At 70.3% G+C, this 23,688-nt stretch carries 18 protein-coding genes; 17 read left to right on the top strand and 1 reads right to left on the bottom strand.

Annotated features, from left to right (window positions below):
- The first annotated feature begins 224 nt into the window (after window positions 1-224).
- The 4 genes from HNQ61_RS17655 to HNQ61_RS17640 are packed head-to-tail and all read left to right on the top strand — an operon-like array spanning window position 225 to window position 4,169.
- Window positions 225-833 (top strand): pilus assembly FimT family protein, encoded by a 609-nt coding sequence (locus HNQ61_RS17655; protein WP_170035399.1) that lies wholly within the window; start codon window positions 225-227, stop codon window positions 831-833.
- Window positions 833-1,240 (top strand): type IV pilus modification PilV family protein, encoded by a 408-nt coding sequence (locus HNQ61_RS17650; RefSeq protein WP_170035398.1) that lies wholly within the window; start codon window positions 833-835, stop codon window positions 1,238-1,240. Before HNQ61_RS17655 ends, HNQ61_RS17650 begins: the two co-directional genes overlap by 1 nt.
- Entirely contained in the window at window positions 1,237-2,406 is a 1,170-nt protein-coding gene (locus HNQ61_RS17645; RefSeq protein ID WP_170035397.1) for a prepilin-type N-terminal cleavage/methylation domain-containing protein, read from the top strand. Before HNQ61_RS17650 ends, HNQ61_RS17645 begins: the two co-directional genes overlap by 4 nt.
- A 17-nt stretch (window positions 2,407-2,423) precedes the next feature.
- Window positions 2,424-4,169, top strand: coding sequence for a hypothetical protein (locus tag HNQ61_RS17640; protein WP_170035396.1), 1,746 nt, complete (start codon window positions 2,424-2,426; stop codon window positions 4,167-4,169).
- Between the two features lie 630 nt (window positions 4,170-4,799).
- On the opposite strand, the gene HNQ61_RS17635 is transcribed toward HNQ61_RS17640, so the two are convergent.
- On the bottom strand, window positions 4,800-6,689 hold the full coding sequence (locus tag HNQ61_RS17635; RefSeq protein WP_170035395.1) for a methyl-accepting chemotaxis protein: 1,890 nt from the start codon (window positions 6,687-6,689) through the stop codon (window positions 4,800-4,802).
- A gap of 724 nt (window positions 6,690-7,413) precedes the next feature.
- Between HNQ61_RS17635 and HNQ61_RS17630 the strand changes: the two genes are divergently transcribed.
- The 13 genes from HNQ61_RS17630 to HNQ61_RS17570 all read left to right on the top strand — a co-directional run bounded on the left by HNQ61_RS17630 (window position 7,414) and on the right by HNQ61_RS17570 (window position 23,335).
- Window positions 7,414-8,109: a response regulator gene (locus tag HNQ61_RS17630; RefSeq protein WP_170035394.1), complete on the top strand. Its 696-nt coding sequence runs from the start codon at window positions 7,414-7,416 to the stop codon at window positions 8,107-8,109.
- Complete coding sequence (locus tag HNQ61_RS17625; protein ID WP_170035393.1) at window positions 8,106-9,671, top strand: sensor histidine kinase; 1,566 nt, start codon at window positions 8,106-8,108, stop codon at window positions 9,669-9,671. The genes HNQ61_RS17630 and HNQ61_RS17625 overlap by 4 nt, the downstream gene beginning before the upstream one ends.
- Window positions 9,672-9,789: 118 nt before the next feature.
- Window positions 9,790-10,737 carry a hypothetical protein gene (locus tag HNQ61_RS17620; RefSeq protein ID WP_170035392.1) on the top strand — a complete coding sequence of 316 codons (948 nt, stop codon included), beginning with the start codon at window positions 9,790-9,792 and terminating at the stop codon, window positions 10,735-10,737.
- Window positions 10,737-11,303, top strand: a complete 567-nt coding sequence (locus HNQ61_RS17615) for an RES family NAD+ phosphorylase (RefSeq protein ID WP_170035391.1) — start codon at window positions 10,737-10,739, stop codon at window positions 11,301-11,303. Before HNQ61_RS17620 ends, HNQ61_RS17615 begins: the two co-directional genes overlap by 1 nt.
- Window positions 11,304-11,955: 652 nt before the next feature.
- Window positions 11,956-12,453: a hypothetical protein gene (locus HNQ61_RS17610; protein ID WP_170035390.1), complete on the top strand. Its 498-nt coding sequence runs from the start codon at window positions 11,956-11,958 to the stop codon at window positions 12,451-12,453.
- Window positions 12,454-12,639: 186 nt separating this feature from the next.
- Window positions 12,640-12,729: a K(+)-transporting ATPase subunit F gene (gene kdpF / locus HNQ61_RS17605; protein ID WP_170035389.1), complete on the top strand. Its 90-nt coding sequence runs from the start codon at window positions 12,640-12,642 to the stop codon at window positions 12,727-12,729.
- Window positions 12,730-12,731: 2 nt separating this feature from the next.
- A complete protein-coding gene (kdpA, locus tag HNQ61_RS17600; protein ID WP_170035388.1) occupies window positions 12,732-14,450 on the top strand; it encodes a potassium-transporting ATPase subunit KdpA in 1,719 nt (572 codons plus the stop codon).
- Window positions 14,450-16,570, top strand: coding sequence for a potassium-transporting ATPase subunit KdpB (gene kdpB, locus HNQ61_RS17595; protein WP_170035387.1), 2,121 nt, complete (start codon window positions 14,450-14,452; stop codon window positions 16,568-16,570). The genes kdpA and kdpB overlap by 1 nt, the downstream gene beginning before the upstream one ends.
- A 114-nt stretch (window positions 16,571-16,684) precedes the next feature.
- Window positions 16,685-17,296 (top strand): potassium-transporting ATPase subunit KdpC, encoded by a 612-nt coding sequence (gene kdpC, locus HNQ61_RS17590; protein ID WP_170035386.1) that lies wholly within the window; start codon window positions 16,685-16,687, stop codon window positions 17,294-17,296.
- A gap of 402 nt (window positions 17,297-17,698) precedes the next feature.
- Window positions 17,699-18,796, top strand: a complete 1,098-nt coding sequence (locus tag HNQ61_RS17585; protein WP_170035385.1) for an outer membrane beta-barrel protein — start codon at window positions 17,699-17,701, stop codon at window positions 18,794-18,796.
- A 23-nt stretch (window positions 18,797-18,819) separates the two neighbouring features.
- Window positions 18,820-19,953, top strand: coding sequence for a sensor protein KdpD (locus tag HNQ61_RS17580; protein WP_221239699.1), 1,134 nt, complete (start codon window positions 18,820-18,822; stop codon window positions 19,951-19,953).
- On the top strand, window positions 19,950-20,945 hold the full coding sequence (locus HNQ61_RS17575) for a histidine kinase (protein ID WP_170035383.1): 996 nt from the start codon (window positions 19,950-19,952) through the stop codon (window positions 20,943-20,945). Before HNQ61_RS17580 ends, HNQ61_RS17575 begins: the two co-directional genes overlap by 4 nt.
- Window positions 20,946-21,526: 581 nt before the next feature.
- Complete coding sequence (locus HNQ61_RS17570; protein ID WP_170035382.1) at window positions 21,527-23,335, top strand: hybrid sensor histidine kinase/response regulator; 1,809 nt, start codon at window positions 21,527-21,529, stop codon at window positions 23,333-23,335.
- Window positions 23,336-23,688 lie beyond the last annotated feature (353 nt).

The following is a 23,688-nucleotide window of genomic DNA, read 5'->3' as shown; positions in this document are numbered from 1 at the left end:
CGCATGCTGTGCGCGATTAACGACGGCAAACGAGGGGTAATGCAGCAGTTTGGCACTTGCCAGACCCGCTGCATCCTTGTACTCTCTTCGTACACGGACAGATGCAGAAACTACGGCTGACGACCGGGCGTACCCCGGCGTCACATCCATCCGAACGCTCCTCCGCCCTCGCGGACGGGGCGCGCGGCATCCGCACGGCGAGCGCCTCACCGGCCCGGTGCACCATGCCTCCTGAACATCCCCCCGTCGCGATCGCGCCCCCCCCGCGCGCACGCGCCCCGCTGGGCCGGGCCGGCGTCTCCATGGCGGAGGTGCTGGTGGTCCTCACCATCATCGGAATCGCGCTCAGCATCGGCGCGCCCCGCGTCAACCTGTCTCCTTCGCGCACCGAGGCGGCCGTGCAGTCCGTGGCCTCCACGCTGATGGCCGCCCAGCGCGCCGCCGTCGTCCGCCAGCACAACGTGGTCGTCGCCTTTGACGCCACGCAGGGGCTGGTGCGGGTGCACATGGACCCCAACAACAACGGCACCATCGACGCCGGCGAGCAGGTGACCAGCGAGCCGCTGGGCCGCAACATGACCTACGGACGGGGCGGCGCCGCGGTGCTCACGCAGCTGGGCACCGCCAACGTCTCGTTCACCGCGCGGCAGGGCGGCCTTCCCGCGGTCACCTTCAACCGCGGCGGCAGCGCCAGCGAAGAAGGCGGCGCGTACCTCACCTCCACGGTGGGGGTGGCCGCCCAGCGCCCGTCACGCGCGGTGATCGTGGACCGCGCCACCGGCCGCACCGCCGTCTGGAAGTACGTGGCTCCCACCTGGCAGAGAAAGTTCTGATGCGCACGCACACGGCACCCGCACCGGACGCGCGCCGCGGCGGCTTTACGCTGCTGGAGGTAATGGTGGCGCTGGTGATTCTTGGATTCGTGATCATGGGGGCGCAGGCCACCATCACCGACCGCATGGTGCGGCGGGTGGGCTTTCAGGAAGCCCGCCTGCGCGCCAGCCAGCTGGCGCTGGACCGCATTCACCTGATTCAGGCGGACCCGGCGTACGCCACGCTGGCGGCCCGCTACTCGGGCACCGAGTCCACCATCGCCAACGCACCCCGCTACACGCGCACCACGCTGTTCCGCACCAGCGCGCTCACGGGGGGGAATTCCTACCTCACCGTCACCGTCACGGTAAGCTCGCCCCGGCTGCCGCGCGCGGTGTCGCGAACCATTACGGTGGCCAGCCCATGATCACCAACCGCATCCGCTCCCGCGCGGGCGTCACGCTGCTGGAACTGCTGGTGGCCCTGGTGGTGGGCGCCATCATCATGCAGATCGCGCTGTCGTTCTTTGCCCGGCAGGGCCGCTCGTTCAGCAGCGGCGTGGCGGCCATGGGCACCATGCAGAACGCCCGCTTTGCCATCAACACGATGGAAAAGGACGTGCGCACCATGGGGATCGGGGTGCTGGCGAGCCAGCCGTCGCTGGTGTACGCCGGCCCCGACGTGATTGCGTTCAACGCAAATTACGCCAGCAACCTGTCAACAGACCTGAACGCGGTGTACGTGGACCCGTCGGCGCCGGCGGGACAGGTGGAGGCGGCGACGCTCACCACCCGCTTCACCATTCCCATGACGTCCACCGGGTACCCGGATGGCAACTACAACGACGGCGCCAGCAACAGCCCGGCGGAAACCATCTCCTTCTTCTTTCAGCCGGACCCCACCACCACGCGCACCGACGACTTCGTGCTGTACCGGCAGGTGAACGGCACAACGCCGGCGGTGGTCGCGCGCAACCTGCTGAAGTCGGCGGGGCAGCAGTTCCTGGAGTACATGGCGGTGGAAGTGCCGTCCGACGCCGCCACCCGCATGGTGACGCTGGGAAGCGGCCCCTACCGGCACTCCGCCGCCCTGCACGGCGGCGGCCAGGACGCGGGCGCCGCGGCCAAGGTGGACAGCATCCGCGCGGTGCGGGTGCGCTTTGCCGTCACCAGCGGTACGGCGGGCCCGGCCGACCCCGTGCGCACGGTGGACCGCACCATCCGCATGCCCAACGCGGGCATCTCGGTGCGCAACGTGTGCGGCGACGCGCCCCAGGGCGTGGCGCTGGGCGCCTCGCTGGTTTCCCTCCCCGACGGCACCAAGGCCGTCCGGCTGGCCTGGTCGGCCTCCGTGGACGAAAACTCCGGCGAGGCCGACGTGCTGCGTTACGTGGTGTGGCGGCGCGCGGGCAGTTTGCCGCTGGGCGACCCCTTCGTGAGCATTCCGGCGGGCGGCGGCTCGTACACCTACGTGGACCAGGCGGTGGAGCCCGGAACCGCATACCAGTACGCCGTGGCCGCGCAGGACTGCACGCCGGCGCGCTCGTCGCAGTCGTTTTCGGCGTCCGTCCCCATTCCCGCACCCGTACCCTGACCCGGACTTTCAGGCCGATGAAGAGAATAGAGAACCCGGCGCACGGCCGGGACGGATATGCCCTGCTGCTGGTGCTGATGGTGGTGCTGGCGGTGGGCATTCTGGCCGCGGGCGCGGTGACGGTGGTGGGCAACGCGTCGCTCATCAACGCCTACGAGGCCCGCCGCGCCGACATGGAGTCGCTGGCCGACGCCGGGGTGGAGGTCGCCCGCGCGCGGCTGAACGCCGACGCCACCCTGTACCCCGCCACCGGCTACGCCACCCTGGAGAACGGGGTGGTGCCGACCGACGCCGCGGGCACGGCCATTCCGGGGGTGAAGCGGTGGGTGTACGCCGGCCCCATCGGCCAGACCTCCGGGCAGTACGGCGTGTTCGGCAGCATCATCTCGGTGGTGGAATCCGGCAACACCCGGGTGGTGCGCCGGGCGGACCTGGCGCAGGAAAGCTTCGCCAAGTTCGCCTACTTCACCGACGTGGAGCCCGACGGCATCGCGTTCGGTGGCGGCGACGTGCTGAGCGGCCCGGTGCACAGCAATGACGACATCACCATCTACAGCTCCGGCGCCACCTTTCGCGGGCCGGGCTCGGTGACCACGTCGGGGGTGATCAAGGACCGCCAGTACGGGCGCTTCAGCGAAGGGTACACGGAGCGCGCGGCGCGCATTCCCCTGCCCTCGCTGGCGGACCTGGACAAGCTGCGGACCTACGCCACGGCGGGCGGCACGGCCTTCGTGACGCCCAACGGCGGCAACGACTATGAAAGCCGGCTGCGCATCGAGTTCATCGGCATTGACCTGGACGGCAACTCGCAGATCGACGGTGAATCGGAAGGCTTCTTCCGCGTGTTCCGCAGCTCCGGCCCCACCGACTACCTGATGGCGGTGCGCAACGGCATCGCGTGGGAAAACTCGGAAAACTGCGGCTCGTACGTGGGCGGGGTGTTCACCCCCACGTCCAAGCTCACGGGCATGAACGCCACCCAGCGCCGCGACCGGCTGCGCGACGCCAGCGCCCGCTGCTACCTGGGCGGCTCCGACTCCCTGGCCAACGACTTCGTCGCCACCATTCCGGGCCGGGGCGAGTGGCTGCCGCGCGGGTTTGCGTGGAGCGGCGCCATGCCGGCCGCGCTGGCGATCCGCGACGACAGGGACTATCTGTTCCCGCTGAGCCGCACGTACAATCCCAACTTCAAGGGCGTGATTCACGTCACGGGCAAGGTGGCCATCAGCGGCGTGATCCGCGGGCGCGTGACGCTGGCCGCCACGGACAAGATCCTGATCGCCGACGACGTGACGTACGCGGGCGGCACCGGGTGCGGCAACATCCTGGGGCTGTTCAGCGGCTCGGACATCGTGGTGGTCGACAACATGATCAACACGCCGCAGAAGCTGACCAACGCCACCAGCGAAACGTGGCGCAGCTTCGACAGCACGCCCAGCGAGTTCATCAACGGGGTGGCGCTTACGCTCAAGTCGTTCTCCGTGCAGAACTACGACGACGCGCCCACCAACGCGGAGCTCTGCCAGACCACGTTCTTTGGACGCGGATGCCTGTTCCTTACGGGCGGCATCATCCAGAAGACGCGCGGCGCGGTGGGCACGTCGGGCGGCACGGGATACCTGAAGCGGTACACGTACGACCCCTGCGCGTACTCGGATCCGCCGCCGTACTATCCCACGACGGGGCACTTTACGCGCAGCAGCTTCTACGAACTGGACCCCACGGGCTTCTCGGTGACCGACTTCTACCGCCGCATGCAGTAGTCCGGACCTGTGGATGATGAACGAGCCCCGCGCGTCCCTTTCGACGCGCGGGGCTCAATTCGTTTTCCGCCGCATGCGGGCGATTCGGTCACCCTGCCGGTTCTGTGGATGACGGGCGCCGCGCCGCGATGATGACGCGTTCTCCACGGGATTCCGAGCGATGACCCACGACAGCGTAAGACTCCGCCATCTCGGCACTTACGCCTGAAAGGCGTCATCCTGAGGAGGCGCCGGACGGAGCAGCCGCCGAGCTGGATCTCGGCGCCGACGAAGGATCTACCATCCCGTGAGAACGGCCGTGCGTATCTCATGGTTGGCTTGTTGGATGGTAGATCCTTCGCTCGCGCACGATCCGGCGTACGAAGAAGGAGCGGCGCACACTCTCTCAGGATGACGCCCTTCAGGGCGGCGGCGATACAAGCGGAAGCGGGCCAAGGCGGCTCGCGAGCCGTGCCGGGCATGGAAAGCAGCCGCCGCGCGATGCCGGGGAGGCACGCGCGGCGGCGCCGGACCCGTCTGTCCCGCGGGGGCGGGACGGACGGCGGAGGGAGTGTGCGGGGGACGCCTACGGAGAGAGGACGCCGGCCACGCGGGCGCCGGCGGGGGCGGGGGCGGATCGAAAGAAGATCATCACGCCGCGCGGGCGATGGACCGCCGGGGGGCGCGCATGCTGGGCGGCGGCGCGGCGGACGAGGCGGGGGGCTCGGCGATGGCAGGGGCAGGCTGATCTTCCTCCAGCCGAAAGCGGCCGGTGAGCCCGCCGATGTGCGCGGCGATGGCGCGAAGCGATACGCGCCCGTCCGCCGCCGCGCCCGTTCCCGATACGCGTCCCGCCATGGACCGCACGGTTGCCGCGACTTCGCCGCTGTGCGCGTTCATCTGCTCGGCGGCGGCGGCGTTCTCCTGCGCCAGCGCGGAAACGGCCTCCACCAGCCCCGAGGCGCGCCCGACGCGCGCGCGGATCTCCTCCGCTTCCGCAGCCAGCCCGCCGATTTCCGTGCGCGTGCGGTCCAGCGCGGTGAACACCGCCTGCAGCGCCTCGCCCACGCCGTCCGCGCGGGTGGCGGCGCGGTCCAGGCGCTCGCCGCGGGTCTGCATGGCCGCCACGCTGCGCTCGATGTCCGTCCGCATGCGCACCACCCAGGTGCTGGTGTCGTCGGCGGACTCCGCCGCGCGCGCGGCCAGGCGGCGCACCTCATCCGCCACGACCGCGAATCCGCGCCCGTGCTCGCCGGCCCGCGCGGCCTCGATGGCGGCGTTCAGCGCCAGCAGGTTGGTCTGGCTGGCGATGGCGGCAATGGCGGAGCGGAAGCCGTCGATCTGCTCGGAATACGCCGCCAGGGCCTCCACCTCGGCCGTGCCGCGCGCGGCGTCGCGGGCGGCCAGCGCCACCTCCTGCGCCACGTCGCGGATGCTGGCGCCGCTGCGCTGGGCCGTGGCCACCGCCGCCTCGGCCGCGTCGCCCACCACGCGCGCCCCGCCGGTGATGCGCTCCGCGGAATGGGCGATCTCCGACGTCTCCACGGCCACGTTGTCCGTCACCTCGGCCTGGCGCTGCGCGGCTTGGCTGATCTGCGAGATGGCGAGGTCCAGCCCGTGAACGGACGACTCGGTTTCCGCCATGGCCGCGCCGATCTCCTCCGTCGTCATCGCCAGCGCGGTACTGGCGGACTGGATGGGGCCCACGAGGCCGCGCAGTTCGGCAAGCATGGTGTCCAGGGCGCGGGCCAGGCGGGCGGCCTCGTCCTGCCCCTCCACGGCGACGCGGCCGCGCAGGTCGCCGCCGGCCACGCGCTCCGCGGCGGAAAGCGCGTGCTCCAGCGGACGCCGGATGCCGCGCACCACCGCCGCCGCCAGCGCGAACGCCATCGCCAGTCCGATGGACAGGACAAGGGAGATCCAGAGCAGCGCGCGCCGGAATTCCGTGTCCGCGTGCTGGCGCGAAGTGGCGCGCTGGTCAGTTGCGAGCGCCTGCACGCGGGCGGCCATGGCGTCCATCGCCTCGGTGGGCGCGCGGTCGATGCCGCGCACGGCGCGGTCCACGGCGCGGTAGCTGAGCGCGTCGGCGGGATCGTACCACCGGTCCAGTTCCCGCCGGTAGCGGTCACCCAGCGAGGCGTGCAGGCGGGCGAGCGAATCGGCGGTGGCGGCGTCCGCGGGGTGGCCGGAAGCGCGAAGCCGGGCGCTGAGCGAGGCGAGCCGGGCCTGCACGGCCTGCTCTTCGTGGGTGAACTGGGCGAGGTACTTGTCGTAGTTTCCCGATTCGGTGCCGCGCAGAAGGATGTTCTTCCACTCCTGCACCTGCTTCTTGAAGCCGATGACGGCCTGCTCGGCCTCGCCCACCGAGGCGGCGATGGAGGCTTCGGCGACGAGCGTTTCGGCGAGCTGGCGGCGGCTGTCCAGCAGCGCGGTTCCCGCCACCAGCCCCACGGCGAGCGCGGCGGCGGCGCCGAGCCCGGCCAGCAGCCACAGCCGCCGCGCGACCGGAATATTGGAAAGGGCAAGGCCCGTGTTCAGCATGTCCGCATTCCCCTGAGTGTGGGTACGCGGGGATGATGGGGGCGGGCCGTCGCCTTTGTGTGACTGAACTTCTCGTGTTGTGCAACGAATGCGGTGGCGGGAAGGGTGGACGTGCGTGAGTGCGTGAGTGCGTGAGTGCGTGAGTGCGTGAGTGCGTGAGTGCGTGAGTGCGTGAGTACGTGAGTACGAGAGTGCAGACGTGTGGGGCGATGGACGGCGGGGGAACGCGCATTCAGGTAACGTGGTGGAACCGGGCATCGGTCCGGCGGTTGAAACCGCGCCTTGAAAGACACGAAGTCCGCCTCCGCGGACTGGGAGCGGGCATTCCTTCACGGTCGCATGGTTAGGGATGCGGCGGCGTTCACGCGGCGGACGACGGCGACCGCGCCGGGTCCGTCGGCCACAGTCCGCGCAGGCGGACTTCGTGTTGGTCGAGGCGCGGTTTCAACCGCCGGACTGGGATTGGCCCCGCTCACGTCACCCGAACTCACGAACTCAGGGACGGCCGCGCACGACCACACACAAAGGTCCCGCCTCAGGACTCCGCCGCGGCCCCAGTCCGCGCAGGCGGACTTTGCGCCGTTGTTGCCGCGACTTCAGTCGCCCCCGCAACGCCGCGGCCGGGGGGGCGGATCGTCTTTGTGCCATCTTCACGCGCTCCACTGTAGATTGCCCCGATCCGGCGACCGCCGCCCGTCCGCATCTCGATCCCACGCACGCGCAGATGAGCGAATCGACCATTCTGGTCATCGATGACGAACCGCAGATCCGCCTAGTGGTGCGGCGGGCGCTGGCGGATGCGTCCGTGCGCGTCATCGAAGCCGCCACCGGCGCGGAAGGGATCGCGCTCGCCGCGGCCGAGCGCCCGGACCTGATCGTCCTGGACCTGGGCCTGCCCGACATCCCCGGCGTGCGCGTCTGCGCCGAGGTGCGGAAGTGGTCCGCGGCGCCCATCGTGGTCCTTTCCGCCCGCCACTCCGAGCACGAAAAGGTGAGCCTGCTGGATGCCGGCGCCGACGACTACGTCACCAAGCCGTTCGGCCCGGCGGAGTTGCAGGCCCGCGTGCGCGCGCAGCTTCGGCGGTCGCGCGGCATCACGCGCCCCGGCGGCACGGGGCCCGTGGAGATCGAGGGCCTGTCGCTGGACCTGGCCCGGCGCGTCCTTTCCCGCGACGGGGAGGAAATTCATCTCACGCCAACGGAGTGGGACCTGCTGCGCGCGTTCGCCGCGCACGCGGGAAGCACGCTCACGCACCAGCAGCTGTTCAGCGCCGTGTGGGGCCGGTCCGGCGGCGATCCGCAGGCGTACCTGCGGGTGCACGTGGCCAACCTGCGGCGCAAGATCGAGGCGGACCCCATCCGCCCGCGCCTGATCATCACCGAGCCCGGTGTGGGCTACCGCTTTCGCGCGCTGGATTGAGCGCGCCTCCCGTCCGGCCGCGCTCCGGCCTGCTCCTGGGCGCGGCGGCGAACGCGCTGGCGCTGGCGGCGCTCACCGCGGCCATGGTGGCCATTCGCGAGCACCTGGACGCCGCGCACGTCGCCCTCGCCTTCCTCCTCTTCGTGCTGGCGGCCAGCACGCGCGGCACGAGGACGCGCGGCGTGGTGCTGGCGGCGCTCAGCTTTCTGTGCTTCAACTTCTTTTTTCTCCCCCCGCACTACACGCTGGTCGTCACCGATCCGCTGAACTGGCTGGTGCTGTTCAGCTACCTGGTCGTGGCGCTCTTCGCCACGCACCTCATCACCCGTGCACGCGCGGAGGCGGAAGAGGCGCGGCGGCGGGCGGATGAACTGAACCACCTCTCCACCCTGGGCGCCGAAACGCTCAACGCCGGCCGCGCGGAGGATGCGCTGCACGCCTTTGCGCGCGTGATCCGCTCCGCGCTGCAGGCGGACGCGTGCGAGATCCTGCTCCCCGGCGCGGCGGACGGGCCGCTCACCCGCGCCGCGAGGGATCCCGCGCTGGATGCGGAGAACTTGATCGCGCCCGCGGCGGCGCTGGCGGCGGACCGAGGCGTGCCCGTCATCGAACGGCCGGACGGCACGCTCGCCCTCGTCACCGAGGCGCGGCACGACGCGGGCGGCCTGCCGGATGACGCCAACGCGCGCGGCGTTGCACTTCCGCTGCGAGTGCGGGAGCGCATCGTGGGCGTGCTGCGGGTGACGCGCGTGGCGGGATTGGAACTGACGCCGGAGCAGCACCGCTTTTTCCGCGTCCTGGGATACTACGCGGCCCTGGGCGCGGAGCGGGTGCGGCTGCGCGCGGACGCGGACCGGGCGGAGGCGCTGTCGGAGGCGGACCGGCTGAAGGACGCGCTGATCGCTTCCGTGTCGCACGACCTGCGCACGCCACTGACAACCATCAAGGCGCTTGCCCATCAGCTGGCGGAAAAGGGCGACGAAGATGCCGCCACCATCGAACAGGAAGCGGACCGCCTGAACCGCTTCGTGGCCGATCTGCTGGACCTGTCGCGGCTGAACGCGGGGGAAATCCGTCTCCATCTTGAGGTCACGGCGGCGGAGGACCTGCTGGGCGCCGCGCTGCAGCGGGTGAGCGGCTCCATGCCCGGGCGGGAGATCCGCGCGTCTGTTCCGCCCGGCGACGTGCTGCTGGCGGGGCGGTTCGATTTCGTGCAGTCGCTGCGCGTGCTGGTAAACCTGCTGGAGAACGCGAACAAGTATTCCCCGCCCCATCACCCGATCGACGTCGCGGCGGTGGCGGAAGAGGACCGGCTCGCCTTCCGCGTGGCGGACTGCGGGCCGGGGGTGCCGGAGGCGGAGCGCGACCGCATCTTTGAGCCGTTCTACCGCCGGCCGGACGTGCCGCCGGACGTGGGCGGCGCGGGGCTGGGGCTGTCCATCGCGCGGCGGCTGGCGGAGGCGCAGGGTGGCGCGCTGCGGCTGGAGGCGCGGCCGGGCGGCGGCAGCGTGTTCGTCTTCACCCTGCCCGCCGTGCGGCTGGACGGGGAGAAATCCGCGTAGGGCTGCGTCCTGGCCTGCACACCCCAACCGGTTTGGAGGGGCTTGTCTAATCTCACAGGGCACGTAGCTTGTAGTTGTGCGTAATACACGCACACACAACAACTACAAAGGAGTTTCGATGCCCGCAAAGCCAAACAAGGGCAAGGGCGTCCATGCCGAGGACAAGAAGGACAGAGCTCAAAACCCCAACGCGCCAAGTAGATCGGGGGCTGCCTCTGCGCTATCGCAGAGCACGCGTGGTGGTAAATCGCAGACGAGCAAATCTGCGGCTGCGTCGCGGGTCTCACGTGGCACGCCCGATGGGTCGCGTGCGAGCAAGTCGGTGGCAGGTTCAGTTCTTCTGGGCACCGCGCGCAAAAAGGCACGATCGTCGGATCTGGCTAGCGGGAAAAGCGTGTCATCTTCTGACCAGATCCATAGCAACGTACGCCAGAAAACCCCCATCCGCCGTGCCGACCCGGGAGAGTCGCGGCACAGCCAAGCCACTCCCAAGACGTTCCGGGAAGGGATCGAGCAGTCCTTGGAGTACCGGGTGATCAGCAGCATACGGACGTCACTCCGGCAGATGACGTCTGAGCAACTCCAGCGAGCGGTGGCAGCCCCGACTCCTGCGGCAACCGTCGTCGAGGTTCTGAACGCGGCGCCAGAGGCCGGCCTGCAGCGGGAGACCGCAACGACGCGCGCCCTGGCCCGCGGGGCAGTTGCAAAACAGACCATGATTGGTGCGGCGGGAGGATTTCTGTCATCCAGCGAGGTGGCCCGGTTGCTGGGAATCAGTGTTTCCGCAGTCAACATCCGACGAACGCGAAACAGCATTCTCGCACTCCCGCTCTCAGGTGCAGAGTGGGGATTTCCCGCGCGCCAGTTCTCCGCGGGTGGTCTGCGAAAGGGGGTTGCCGAGGTCGTACGCGCGGCTGGAAGCATGAGCCGGTGGGTGCTCCTTTCGATCCTGATCGACACGGCTCCGGCTTCGGACAGCACGCTTCTGGAATCGTTGGAAAGGCCCGAGGTACTGGGCGACGTGCTTTCCCGCATCAGTTCGTACGGGCAGCATGGAGCATCCTGATGGTGATCGCCCTGCCCTCGAAGCCGCCCATCGTGCGGATTCCGTCGTCCCGCCCGCTCTGGCGGGTACACCTTGCCAAGCTGGGTGCGCTCTGGTACAGCGTGGGCAGGAGCAATCGCTTTGACGATCCCGCCGCCGAGTTCGGGGTGTTGTATGTGGGGGAGAGCCCGGAGGTTGCCGTTCTGGAAACACTCGTCCGCGGCTCGGCCCAATGCGTCGTCGATGTTCGGGAGTGGAACGCGCGGGCTGTTTCGCGAATCCACCTTGCGACCGATCTTAACCTTCTCCAGTTCGAAGGAAACCGCCTGCCGGCATTTGGGATTGGGGCGGAGCGGGCACATGCAGCCACATATGACGAGTGCCGAGCATTGGCTGCGGCTGTGCACGCCTCCCTGCCCGACGTGGACGGAATTCAGTTCCGCTCACGGTGGGATCCGAGTCAGCTGTGCTGGGCCGTGTTCGGCCGCGCGACGGAGAAGGTGAAGGGAGCGGATGCACCCATTCCGCTGCGAGGAAGCAGACTTGGTGATTCCATCCTGGACAACTGCGAGATTCAGCTGGTCTGACCAGAGCGCAGCCCCACCGCCGCGGTCTCAAGTTGAGGATGGAAGCACCCGCTTGAGACCGCGAACCGGGCGCGCATCTCCGCTCGCGACGCGCAGGGAGTTGAAGCCCCCGAACCGGACGCGCCAGCGGCCGGTGTCGGGGCTTCCCGCTTTTGGAGCGGCGGATTCATTCGCTCAGGAGACTCCGGGCCGCGCAGGCACTCACTGATCCACACGGAGAAAGGCGGCTCCGTGTGCTTCGGACAGCCCGGCGCCGCCGCAGGCACCCCTCTCCCCCCGGCCCCCTCTCCCGCAAGCGGGAGAGGGGGAGACCTCAGCGTGGCAGCGGACCGCGGCTCGGGCCGGTCAATCCCACGCAGTTGAAGCCCCGAACCGGACGCGCCAGCGGCCGGTGTCGGGGCTTACCGCTTTGGGAGCGGCGGATTTATCCGCTCAACACACTCCGGGCAACCCCGCATTCCGCCTTCCGCGCTGAACCGTCGGCCCGGGTGGGGGCCGCCCCTCCCTCCGCATCCCTTTGTGAAATCTTCACACGGGGACGCTTCCTCTTTGTGCGTCCTTTACGGCCCGGCCGGTAGCTTCGAGGCGTAATCCAACGGGTCCTCCGCGGCGGCGACGCCGGGAGCCCCGCGCCTTCAACCGGTGCCGCACCATGCCCACTCCCGCCATCCGCCGCGCGCTCCAATCCACGAGCGCCCTTCTGCTTGTTCTGGCCTCCGCCGCGTGCGGACGCGCCGGCCACGCCGCGCAGCCGCAGCACCCGGAGCGGCTGGACGGCGCGTGGAGCATGGAGTTCCGCGTGGAGCACCCCGTCACCGCGGCCGCCACCCCGCCCGCGCCCGTCCGCGGCTCGGTGGTGATGATGGAAAACGCCCCCGCCGCACCCGCCGTTCCCGCCCGCGACACGCACTACGGCGCGTACGCGGCGGACCTGCGCGCGCTGGGCGTGACCCCGGCCGCCGGCGTGCCCACGCTGGTGGCGCGGATGGCGGGCGCGGACTCCGTGGAGTTCACCGTGGAGGCCGGCACCACCCACCCGCTGCACGCGCGCGGACGGCTGTACGGCGACTCCGTGGCCGGGCACTGGTGGACGGAGGGCGGCCGCGTGGCCGGCGGAAGCAGCGGCCGCTTCGTTCTCCGCCGGCCCTGACCGGCGCCACACACGCCGGTCCGCACGCGGCGGCGCACGCCCCCGCCCGGCCCGGCACTGACGGGAGAGGATCGTCATCATGCTGGACGTGATCTATCTGCTGGCCACCGCGGGGACGTTCGCCGCGCTGCTGGCCTACGTGCGGGGCTGCGAAGCGCTGGGCCGCGACGCGGCGGAGGAAGTGAAATGACAGCCGAAGACTGGGGCGGAATCGTCGTCGCGGCGGCGCTGCTCATCTACCTGACGTACACGCTCCTGCGGCCGGAAAGGTTCTGACCATGACCATCAACGGATGGCTGCAGATCGCCCTGTTCTGCGCCGTCATCCTCGCCCTGGCGGCCCCGGTGGGAGGCTGGCTTCACGCCGTCTACCAGGGGCGGCGCCGCTGGCTGGGCCCCGTGGAATCCGCCATCTACCGCACGCTGGGCGTGGACCCGGACGAGGACCAGCACTGGACGCGCTACGCCGCCTCGGTGCTCGTCTTCAGCGCGGTTTCCATGCTGGCCACGTACGCCGCGCTGCGCCTGCAGGGGCTGCTGCCGCTGAACCCGGCCGCGCTCCCCGGCGTGGCGGACCGGCAGGCGTTCGAGACGGCTTCGGCGTTCACGACGAACACCAACTGGCAGAGCTACTCCGGCGAGAGCACCATGAGCTACTTCTCGCAGATGACGCAGCTTGCCTTTCACAACTTCGTTTCCGCCGCTGTCGGGATGGGTGTGGCCTTCGCCCTGGCGCGGGGAATCGCCGCCAGGTCCGGCGGGCGGCTGGGCAGCTTCTGGGCGGACCTCGTCCGCGGCACGCTCTACCTGTTTCTCCCGCTCTGCATCGTGCTGGCGCTCGTGCTGGTTTCGCGCGGCGTGATCCAGAACCTGAAGCCGTACGAGATCGTGACCACGGTGGAGGGCGCGCGGCAGACCATCGCCATGGGGCCCGTCGCCAGCCAGGAAGCCATCAAGCAGATCGGGACGAACGGGGGCGGATTCTTTAACGCCAACAGCGCGCACCCGTTCGAGAACCCCACGCCGTTCACCAACCTGCTGTCGATGCTGGCCATCCTGCTGATTCCCGCGGGGCTGGTGAACGCCTACGGCCGGGTGATCGGCCGGCCGCGGCACGCGTGGGCCATCCTGGCGGCGATGGGCATCCTGTTCGTGGCGGGAACGGCGGTGACGTACGCGGCGGAGGCGGCGGGAAATCCCATCCACGCCGCGCGCGGAATCGACGTCGCGGGAATCCTTCCCGGACACGCCGCGGGCAACATGGAGGGCAAGGAAACGCGATTCGGCGTGGCGGGCAGCGCGCTGTACGCGGCGGTGACCACGGCGGCCTCGTGCGGCGCGGTGAACGCCATGCACGACTCGTTTACCCCGCTGGGCGGGCTCATCCCCATGGTGAACATGCAGTTGGGGGAGATTGTCTTTGGCGGCGTGGGGGCGGGACTGTACGGGATGCTCGTCTTTGTGGTGCTGACCGTCTTCCTGGCCGGGTTGATGGTGGGGCGCACGCCGGAGTACCTGGGCAAGCGCCTGGGCAGCCGCGAAGTGCGGATGGCGATGCTGTACATCCTCGCCTTTCCCGCCGTCGTCCTGCTGATGACGGCCCTCGCGTCCGTGACGGAATCCGGACTTTCCGCGCGCGCCAACACGGGACCGCACGGCCTGTCCGAGATCCTGTACGCGTTCACCAGCGCGGCGGCCAACAACGGCAGCGCCTTCGCCGGGTTGAGTGGCGGATCAGTCTTTTACAACACGCTGCTGGGGATGGCGATGCTGCTGGGCCGGTTCGCCCTGATCGTCCCCGTGCTGGCGCTGGGCGGGTTCATGGGCGAGCGCGGCGCATCGCCGGAAACGGCGGGGAGCTTTCCCGTGGATACGCCGCTTTTCGTGGGCCTTCTCGTCTCCGTGGTGCTGATCGTGGGCGCGCTCACCTGGTTTCCCGTGCTCGCCCTGGGCCCCCTTGCCGAACACTTTCTGATGAACGCCGGGAGGATGTTCTGATGCCCGCCACGCTGAACCGCCCCGAGCCCGCGCCGGTCGCGACCGCACCGGTTGCCGCCACGCCCGGGCGCACGGGAAGGCCCCTGTTCGACCCGCCGCTCGTCCGCCGCGCGGCCGGCGATGCGCTCGCCAAGCTGAACCCGCGCCACATGGTGCGGAATCCCGTGATGTTCGTCGTGCTCGTGGGCAGCGCGGCGACCACGCTGATCCTGGCGCGCGACGCCATGGCGGGCGCGCGCGGGACCGGGTTTACGCTGCAGATCGTGCTGTGGCTCTGGTTCACAGTCCTCTTTGCCAATTTCGCCGAGGCGATGGCGGAGGGTCGCGGCAAGGCGCAGGCAGACACGCTGCGCCGCGGGCGGACGGAGGCATCCGCCAGGCGGCTCGCCGACCCATCGGATCGCGACACGGTGGAGACGGTGCCCGCCGCGAGCCTGCGCGCGGGCGACCACATCCTGTGCACGCCCGGTGACGTGATCGCGTCGGACGGCGAGGTAGTGATGGGCGTGGCGTCCGTGGATGAGAGCGCCATCACCGGCGAATCCGCCCCCGTGGTGCGCGAGTCCGGCGGCGACCGGTCGGCGGTGACGGGCGGCACGCGCGTGCTTTCCGACTGGCTGGTCATCCGGGTGACGGCCAATCCGGGGGAAACGTTCATCGACCGGATGATCGCGCTGGTGGAGGGCGCGAGCCGGCAGAAGACGCCCAACGAGATCGCGCTGACGATCCTGCTGAGCGGGCTGACGATCATCTTTCTGCTCGCGGTGGCGACGCTGCAGCCGTTCGCGGTCTACAGCGGCGGGCGCATCCCGACGGTCGTCCTCGTGGCGCTATTGGTGTGCCTGATTCCCACGACGATCGGGGGGCTGCTGAGCGCCATCGGGATCGCGGGGATGGACCGCATGATCCAGCACAATGTGATCGCCACCAGCGGCCGCGCGGTGGAGGCGGCGGGCGACATCAACACGCTGCTGCTGGACAAGACGGGGACCATCACGCTCGGAAACCGCCAGGCCGCGGAATTCTATCCCGTGCCGGGGACGACGGCGGAGCGGCTGGCGGACCGCGCGCAGCTCGCGTCGTTGGCGGACGAAACGCCGGAGGGGCGCAGCATTGTCGTGCTCGCCAAGGAGCGCTACGGCATCCGCGGCCGCACGCTGGCGGCGGGGACGCACGAGCTCGTCCCCTTTACCGCGCAGACGCGGATGAGCGGCATCGACCTGGACGGAATGCAGCTGCGAAAGGGCGCGGGCGACGCGGTTTCGCGCTGGGTGCGGGAGAACGGCGGCACGGTGCCGCCGGAGCTGGACGCCGTGGTCGAACGCGTGTCGCGCGAGGGCGGAACGCCGCTGGTGGTGGCGGAAAGGGAAAACGGCGAGGCACGCGCGCTGGGCGTCGTCTATCTCAAGGACGTCGTGAAAGGCGGCATCCAGGAGCGCTTTGAGCGGCTTCGGGCGATGGGGATCCGCACGATCATGATCACCGGCGACAATCCGCTGACCGCCGCCGCGATCGCGCAGGAGGCCGGCGTGGACGACTTTCTGGCCGAGGCGCGCCCAGAGGACAAGATGGAGGTCATCCGCCGGGAGCAGCGCGGCGGGCGGCTGGTGGCGATGACGGGCGACGGGACCAACGACGCCCCCGCGCTGGCGCAGGCGGACGTGGGCGTGGCCATGAACACGGGGACGCAGGCCGCGCGCGAGGCGGGAAACATGGTGGACCTGGATTCCAATCCCACCAAGCTGATCGAGGTGGTGGAGATCGGAAAGCAGCTGCTGATGACGCGCGGCTCGCTGACCACGTTCAGCATCGCCAACGATGTCGCCAAATACTTCGCCATCATCCCGGCGATGTTTGCCGCGACGTATCCGCAGCTGGACGCGCTGAACGTGATGCGCCTTGCCTCGCCGCAGTCGGCCATCCTGGCGAGCGTGATCTTCAACGCGCTGATCATCGTCGCCCTGATCCCGCTCGCGCTGCGCGGCGTGAAATACCGCCCCGCGGCGGCAAGCGTGATTCTGCGCCGCAACCTGCTGGTCTACGGCCTCGGCGGGCTGATCGTGCCGTTCGTCGGCATCAAGCTGATTGACGTGATGCTGACGGCGCTGGGGCTGGTATAGAGAAACGAAGTGCCCAGTGCCCAGGTTCAAGTGCCCAAGAGATTGGGAGCCGGGCACTTGGCACTTAGCACTTTCGTACTTTCGTACTCTCGTACTCGAACTCGAGTTGATCGCATGATCCGGAACCAGATCCGCCCCGCCCTTACCGCCACGTTCGTACTGATGGTGATCACGGGCGCGCTGTACCCCGCGGCCGTCACCGGGCTGGCGCAGCTCCTCTTTCCGCGGCAGGCCAACGGCTCGCTGGTGCGCGTGGACGGGCGCGTGGTGGGGAGCGAACTGATCGCGCAGGGCTTCACCGGCGCGGCGTACTTCCACCCCCGCCCGTCCGCGGCGGGAGAGGGATGGGATGCGGCGGCGTCCGGCGGCAGCAACCGCGGGCCCACCGACCGGCGCCTGGCCGACACCCTGATCGCGAGTGAGGTGGAGCGCGCCGTGGCGGAAGAGGGGGCGGTGCGCGGGCGCGTTCCCGCTGACATGGCGACGCGGTCCGCGTCCGGGCTGGACCCGCACGTGTCCCCGGCCAACGCCGCGCTGCAGGCCGGGCGCGTGGCCCGCGCCCGCGGCGTGGACCCGGCGCGCATCCGCACGCTGGTGGATGCGCACACGGAGGGCCGCACGCTGGGGCTGCTGGGCGAGCCGCGCGTGAACGTGCTGATGCTGAACCTTGCGCTGGACCGCGAGCTGGGGCACCCGGGAACGCGTTCCTTCCCCGCCAGGGCGTGAGCGGCGGGCTCTAGGGCGGCCCCCACCCGGGCTCGTACTACTCGCCCACCCTCCCCCAAAAAAGACTGGGGGACGGTTGGGGGAGGGCGCTGGACACGGTGGGTGGAGCGCAGACCGGCGCGTGAGCAGATGATCCTGAGCGGATGAATCCGCCGCTCAAACAGCGCGAACCCCCGACACCAGCCGCTGGCGCGTCCGGTTCGGGGCTTCAACCGCAACGCAGCGCGTGGCGACGCATGACGCAACCCGCCGCCGCGGTTAGGTCTCCCCCTCTCCCGCTTGCGGGAGAGGGGGCCGGGGGGAGAGGGGTGCCTCAGCATGCGCCACACTGTCCCAGACACACCGCAACCACAGCCATCCCATTCCCCCGTGGATGGCGTACAGAAAGCGATCGTTGAACCGATGAAGAACCTGATCTTTCCCGCCTGCGCCGCTGCGCTCGCCTTTCCCGCCCTGCTCGCCGCGCAGCCGGCCCCCGCCGACACCGCAGCGCGCATCACCGTGGGCGCATTCGTGGACGGCTACTACGGATACGACTTCGCGCGGCCGCGCTCGCACGACCGCGCGTTCACCACCCAGGCCGCGCGCCACGACGAGTTCGCCATCAATCTGGCGCACGTGGAAGTCCGCTACGCCGCGCCCACGGTGCGCGGGCGGCTGGCGCTGCAGGCCGGCACCAGCGTGCAGTTCAACTACGCGGGCGAGCCGGATGAGATCGCCGGCAGCCAGCCCAACTACCTGCCGCTTATCCAGGAAGCCACGCTGGGCGTGCAGGTGGCGCCTTCCGTGTGGATCGACGGCGGAATCATGTTCTCGCACATCGGCAGCGAGAGCTGGATTTCCATCGACAATCCCAACTACACCCGCTCTCTCCCCGCCGAGTTCAGCCCGTACTACGAGACTGGAGTGCGCGCCACCTGGCAGGCGCGCTCCAACCTGACCGCGCAGATCAACGTCGTAAACGGTTGGCAGATCATCTCCGAAACCAACCACGACAAGGGCGCCGGCATCCGCGTGGACTGGCTCCCCGTGGCGCCGCTCACACTCTCCTACTCCAACTACGTCGGGCGCGACGCCGCGGCAGCCACGGGAGAGATGGACCTCCGCGTGCTGCACGACGTAAGCGCGCGATGGGCGGCAGATGATCGCGCGCTGCTGGTGGGCACGGTGGATTTCGGGAGCCAGGATGGCGCCAACTGGATCGCCGGATCGCTCGCCGGCCGCTACCGGCTGACGCCGGCGGTGGCGGTGAACGGAAGGATCGAGCGGCTGGACGACGAGGACGGCGTGGTCGCCGCGACGGGGTTGGACGACGCGCCGGGGCTGGTGACCAACGGCGCGTCCGTGGGCGTGGACGTCACGCGCGGCGCGGCCGTGTGGAGGACGGAACTGCGCTCGCTCTTCGGTGCGGACGGCCGCCCCTTTCCCGCCCGCGGCGAGGATGACGGGCGGGCGAATTCGTCCACGCTGCTGGTGACCTCGCTGTCGCTCCGCATCTGAAGCCGCCGCCGGCCGCGCACATGATGCAGGAAAGCACCTCCCCGTTCCGCGACCCGGAGCGCCCCGCGGGACCGGGCGTCTTCAAGCTCTACATGGGCTCGTTCGCCGGCGTGGGCAAGACGTATCGCATGCTGCAGGAAGCGCATGAGCTGCGCGCCCGCGGCGTGGACGTGGTGGCCGGCTTCGTGGAGACGCACGGGCGCGCGGAAACGGCGGCGCTGGCGGAGGGGCTGGAGGTCATTCCCCGCCGCCGCGTGGAGTACCGCGGCGTGGTGCTGGAGGAGATGGACGTGGACTCCGTGCTGGCCCGCCGCCCGCGCGTGGCGCTGGTGGATGAACTGGCGCACACCAACGTCCCCGGGTCGCGGAACGCGCGGCGGTGGCGGGATGTCATGGAACTGCTGGACGCGGGGATCAGCGTAATTTCCGCCCTTAACGTGCAGCACCTGGAATCGCTCACCCGCACCGTCGCCGAGACCCTTGGCGTCACCGTGCGGGAGACGGTGCCGGACTGGGTCGTCGCGCGGGCGGACCAGGTGGTCAACATCGACATCCCCGCGGAGGAGCTGCGCCAGCGGCTGATGGACGGCAAGGTGTACGCGGCGGAGCGCATCCCCGCCGCGCTGGCCAACTTCTTCACCCCGCAGAACCTGACGACGCTGCGCGAACTGGCACTGCGCGAGGTGGCCAGCAGCGTCGACCGGCTGCGGACGGGGATCGTGAGCCGCGACGAGGGCGCGCCCCGCTCGGCGGACCGCGTGCTGGTGGCCATGAGCAGCCGCCCGCCGCACACCGACGTGCTCCTGCAGAAGGCGACACGGCTGGCCGGACGGCTCAACACGGACTGGTACTGCGTCTACGTGCAGACGCCCGACGAAGCGGCGGACCGTATCGACGCCGCCGTGCAGCGGCAGCTGGTGCAGAACATCCAGACGGCGCAGCGAATGGGGGCGGAGATCGTGAAGCTGCAGGGCGCGGACGTGGCGCAGGCCATCATCCGCTTTGCCAGAGAAAAAGGCGTGGCGATGATCATCGTGGGGCAGACGCACCGTTCCCGCCTGCACCGCGCACTCCGCGGGTCCGTCATCGAGCGGCTGATCGGCGCGGCGGGGATCGACGTGCTGGTCGTTTCCCTCGCGGACGAGGCCGGCCGATGAGGATCGGGCCGCGGCTGTTTCTGGCCGTCATCCCCGCCGTCGTCGGTGTGCTGGCGATGGCGGGATTGGCGTGGTGGGGACAGCGCGGGCGGCAGGTTCCGGAGGGGCTCCTCGTCCTGGGGATCGTGGCCGCGGTGGCGTCGCTGGTACTGGTGTGGAGCAACGCGCGGTACGTGGCGCGGCGCATCGACGCGCTTTCCGCGCAGGCGCACCCCGCCGATGCCGCCACCGGCCGTGCGGATGAACTGGATGCCATCGAGCGCGCGCTGGGCGAGGCGCGCGGGCGCGGCGACAAGCGCGAGGCGGCCGAGGCGCGCCTGCGGGAGTACGCGGCGCTGATGGCGGATGCGCTGGCGGCGGCCGGGCGCGGGCTGGACGAGGTGCGCCTGCCGCTGCACATCCTGCTGGATTCGCCGTTCGGCGAACTGAACGAGAACCAGGAGGAGATGCTGGGCGCGGCGCGAGCGGCGGCGGACGCGGCGGACGAGCGGCTGCGGGTGGTGGCGCGGATCGCCGCGCTGGACGCGGGGCAGGTGCAGCCGCGCACGGAGTCCATCCCTTTTCGCGACCTGCTCGCGCCGGTGCTGGCCGCCGCGGAGGAGCGCTTTCGCGCGGCGGGCGCCACGCTTCAGGCGGATCTGCCCCCCGCGCTCCCCCGCGTTCGGGCGGACGCCGGCTTTGCGCGCGAGGCGCTGCTGATCATCCTGGAGCACGCGGCCGGGCGCGCCGCGGCGGGCACCACCGCGCACCTGGACGCCGGGACCGACGCGGGGCGCGTCCGCATTCGTCTATCCGCGGAATCATCCCCGCCAGATGAGCGCTTCCCCCTGGCCGAACGCCTGCTGCGCGTTCAGGGCGCCGAGTTGGGGCGGATGGAGGACGGATCGCTCACCGTCCGCTTCCTGGCGGCTTCCGGCGCCCCCGCCGCCGGGACCGCGCCGGTCGAAAGCACGATGGACCACGCACCTCCCGCCATCCATCGAACGGGATGAAAGGCCCCGGACGCGACGCGCTTCCGGCCCCCCGCGTCTGATCAACCGCACCGCGATCACTCCCCGCTCAGTTCTGGCGCCCCCACCTGAGGCCCCCGCCGATGGCGTCATCGGGATGGAGCGTGCGTCCGCTCTCTCGGTCGCGCCGAGTCATGCGCGACCGACGGATCTACCATCCGCCGAGCCAACCTCGCGACACCCACGTCCGTTCTCGCGGGGAAAGCAGATCCTTCGTCGGCGCCAACGTACGGTGTGCAGACACTTCGGCCGGCGCCTCCTCAAGGGTGACGCCTTGCGGCGTGAGCAGCCCTTTCGGCCTGCCTGCGCCGACTGACGAATCCCGCTCCAGACTCGTCCGCAAAACGCCGATTGCCCTGCGCCCGAGGAGCGCTGGCCGAGGCCAGGCGGATGCCGGGAAAAGAAGAACCACACGGCGGCATGGCCGGGCGGGTGCGGGCGCACTAGCTTGGACAAGGATTGGACCCGGCATCGCGAGTTGGCGCCAGCGGAACGCGCGCTGGTCCTTCGCTTGCTGCACGACGGCCGCGGCACGCCGTCCATCTCTGCCCATCGGGCTCCCCATGGCTCCACCCGTCCCGTCTCGCGCACTGGAGTTCCGCTCGGCGCTGGCCTACCTGCCCGCGCGGGCCGCGCTCGTGTACCTGGCGGTGGGCGCCGTGTGGATCATCGCCAGCGACCGCGGGATCGCCGCGGTGACGTCCAACGCCGACCGCGCCATGCACTTTCAGACCGCCAAGGGGTGGGCGTTCGTGCTGGTGACGGCGGCGGCGCTGTACTGGGTGCTCACGCACAACGTCCGCCGCGTGCTGCAGGCCGAGGCCGCGCGCCGCGGCGAAACCGCCCTGCTGGAAGCCGTCATCACGGGCACCACCGACGCGGTGTTCGTCAAGGACCTGGACGGGCGGTACGTGCTGGTGAACGAGGCTGGCGCCGCGGCCGCGGGACGCACCCGCGAGCAGCTTCTGGGCAGCACCGACGCCGACCTCTTCCCCGCCCCGGACGCCGCCGCCATCCGCGCCAACGACGAACACGTGCGGGCCGGAGGGCAGGCCGTCACCTTCTCCGAAACGCTGGACGTGGGCGGCGAAGAACGGACCTTTCTGGCCACCAAGGGCGTGGTGCGCGGGCCGGACGGCGCCATCACCGGAATCATGGGAATCTCCCGCGACATCACCGACCAGCAACGGCTGGAAGAGCGCTCGCGGCAGAGCCAGAAGATGGAGGCCATCGGCCGGCTGGCGGGCGGGGTGGCGCACGACTTCAACAACATGCTGGTGGCCATCGGCGGCAACGCCGACCTGCTGCTGATGGACCTTCCCGCCGGGGGGACCACGCGCGAACTGGCCACCGAAATCCGCGAGGCCTCGGACCGCGCGGCGGAGCTCACGCGCCGGCTGCTGGCCTTCAGCCGGCAGCAGGCGGTGCAGCCGCAGATGCTGCGGCTGGCCGACGTGGTCACGGGAATGCAGCCCATGATCGAACGGCTGCTGGGTGGCGGAATCCGGATGGTGACGCGCGCGCCGGCGGGGACGGGGCGCACGCTGGCGGACCGTTCGCTGGTGGAGCAGATCATTCTGAACCTGGCCGTCAACGCCCGCGACGCCATGCCCGACGGCGGCACGTTGACGCTGGAGGTGGGGACGGCGGAGCTGACCGGGGCCGCGTTCGGCGCGGCGGGGGCGGCGGTGGTGCGCTGCGCCGTGCTGGAGCTGGCGGATACCGGATGCGGCATGGACGAGGAAACCCGCTCGCGGATCTTTGAGCCGTTCTTTACCACCAAGGAGCAGGGCTGGGGCACCGGGCTGGGGCTTGCGACCGTGTACGGCGCCGTGCAGCAGAGCGGCGGCTTGATCGAGGTGGAAAGCGAACCCGGCCGCGGCTCGCGCTTCCGCGTCTTTCTTCCCGAAGCCGCCATCGGGGAGCCGGAACCGGCCACGGACGCGCGCCCGGGGGACGGACCGCGGTCCGGGGCGCGCGGCGCCGGGCGGGAGTGCACGCTGCTGGTGGTGGAGGACGACAGCGCCGTGCGCCGCTTTGTGGCGATGGTGCTGCGCAAGGCGGGATACGAGATCGTGCAGGCGGTGGACGGGCAGGCGGCGCTGGACGCCATGGCGCGCGCGGGCCGGATCGACCTGGTGCTGACGGACGTGGTGATGCCGGTGATGGGTGGCCGCGCACTGGCCGCCCGGCTGCGGGCCACGCACCCCGGGCTTCCCGTGCTGTTCATGTCCGGATTCCAGCCGGAGACGGAGCGCGAGGGCGCGAACGAGTGGGGCCCGACGCTGCAGAAGCCCTTTTCCGTGGAAGAACTGGAATCCGCCGTGGAGTTCGCGCTGGACCGCGCCGCCACCCTGCGCCGCCTTTCCTGATCCCGCGGACACGACCACGTCCCCATCCGCCACCGCGCGCACGATCTCGCCGGTCGTCCTGATCGTTCGCGGGCGCCCGTTCCGGGACACCCGCGACATCCCGCCGCCCCAGTCCGCGCAGGCGGACTTCGTGCTTTTCCAGCGGCGAATTCATTCGCTCCTGGATGGCGGACGCGCGACAATCCGAATCAACGCATCTCCCACGAAGCTTGGCTCGGGGGATGGGATCATCTGCCGATGCGCACTGCTCATCCATGGCGCCAAACGAGAACGGGGGAGCCGGCGCAATGCCGGCTCCCCCGTTCTTTTCATCCATCCAACCCGCCTTCGTGGATCACATCAGCGCGATCCCG

This window comes from Longimicrobium terrae (assembly GCF_014202995.1).
GTDB lineage: Bacteria > Gemmatimonadota > Gemmatimonadetes > Longimicrobiales > Longimicrobiaceae > Longimicrobium > Longimicrobium terrae.
Note: the sequence above shows the minus strand (reverse complement) of the source record. Positions and strands in the feature narration are given on the sequence as shown.